At 60.7% G+C, this 1,263-nt stretch carries 2 protein-coding genes; both read right to left on the minus strand.

All coding sequences use genetic code 11. The features are described 5' to 3' along the window. Positions 1 to 738: hypothetical protein (locus tag Q7U76_06655; protein ID MDO8356053.1), on the minus strand; the 738-nt coding region annotated here is incomplete at its 3' end. Between the two features lie 67 nt (positions 739 to 805). Continuing rightward, a complete protein-coding gene (locus tag Q7U76_06660; protein ID MDO8356054.1) occupies positions 806 to 1,171 on the minus strand; it encodes a hypothetical protein in 366 nt (121 codons plus the stop codon). Between the last annotated feature and the right edge of the window lie 92 nt (positions 1,172 to 1,263).

Consider the following 1,263-nt stretch of genomic DNA (forward strand, 5'->3'; position numbering starts at 1 on the left):
CAGATCTGGCAACCGCTCCGCACAAGGCAGGGCCCGTTCCGGTTGCGGTGAGGCCTCAACCGCATGCAAGTAATAGTGGCAAGCCCCCGGATGTTCGGGGCTCCGTGCAAGTATGGACTCGAGTGTCGAGACGATCTCGTCGGTGCCAGGCTGCGGTCGCCCATCCTGCTTCCACAAGTCCCAGGGCCGCAGATCCATCAGCGCTTCGGCGAACAACGTCGCCGCATCGGCATCTTCGGGGAACCGCTGCGCCATCGATCGCATCGCTTTCGCATAGGCCTCGTCGAGGCCCTTACGCTTGACCCCTTTTCGGCCGACATACCGTGTAACCAAGGCCTCGATGTAGGCCCGCTCCCCTGGAGTGGCGCGATCTGCCAGCCGTTGAGCCTTCTGCACCATCTCGATAGCCCGATGCTCGTCCTTCTTCTCCATCGCACCATTGATGTTGGGCCCGAGCGCCAGCGCGATGCCCCAATAGGCCATCGCCGCCTGCGGATCGAGCGCAGCGGCTGCTTCAAACGATCTGATCGCTTCTTCGTGATTGAAGGCATAGACGAGTCGGAGCCCCTGATCGAAATAACGTTGGGCCTGTTCCGATGTGGTGGTGACGGGATGGTGGAGGGAGCCCAGATTCTCGAAGAGCGGCGGCACGGCAATCTGGCCGGCAAGAGCCACTTCCACTGGCACACACAGAGCCAGCCACAACGTCATTCCTACCATCACGCGCGTCGCAACCATCCAGCCTCCCAATAGACACATGATCACCTGTTGCTCAATCTACATCCCCTGCCGGCTTGGTCTACTGTCATCGTTCATCGTGATCCCTGTTTCGAATGAGGACCGCACGGCCTCCCTCATCCACGAAGGCTTCGATCAGATCCCCGACATGAGCCGGTCGATCGATGCGCGTATTCTCGTCGTGCGCCAGGCGACGGTCGATACCGCCGATTTCACGAATAAGATAGGCCCCTCCCTCAACCGCCGTCACCTGCCCTTGGAGCATGGAGGCATGGGCCGGAGCTGCGAGTCGCGCATCGCTGTCCGGTTGGACGCCCAACGTGCCCTGCACAATCCCTCGCCCAAGATCCTCTTGCTTCGACGGTCCCGCGATGTCGCAACCCGCGGCAAACAAGCCGGCTCCCAGCACGATCATAAAGCACCACCTCGTCATGTCCATCTCCAGTCCTTCCCGCGGAATCACGAACTGTTATCCGGTTGTCGACGCATGACGAGCGAACGTCAGAATCGAGTGACGCTGGAAAA

Source organism: Nitrospirota bacterium (assembly GCA_030645475.1).
In the GTDB taxonomy this organism is placed as follows: Bacteria; Nitrospirota; Nitrospiria; order Nitrospirales; family Nitrospiraceae; genus Palsa-1315.

What these genes read in the sequence shown, in the direction of transcription:
- Q7U76_06660 (MDO8356054.1), bottom strand. Translation starts at nt 1,171, where the DNA reads ATGACGAGGTGGTGCTTTATGATCGTGCTGGGAGCCGGCTTGTTTGCC.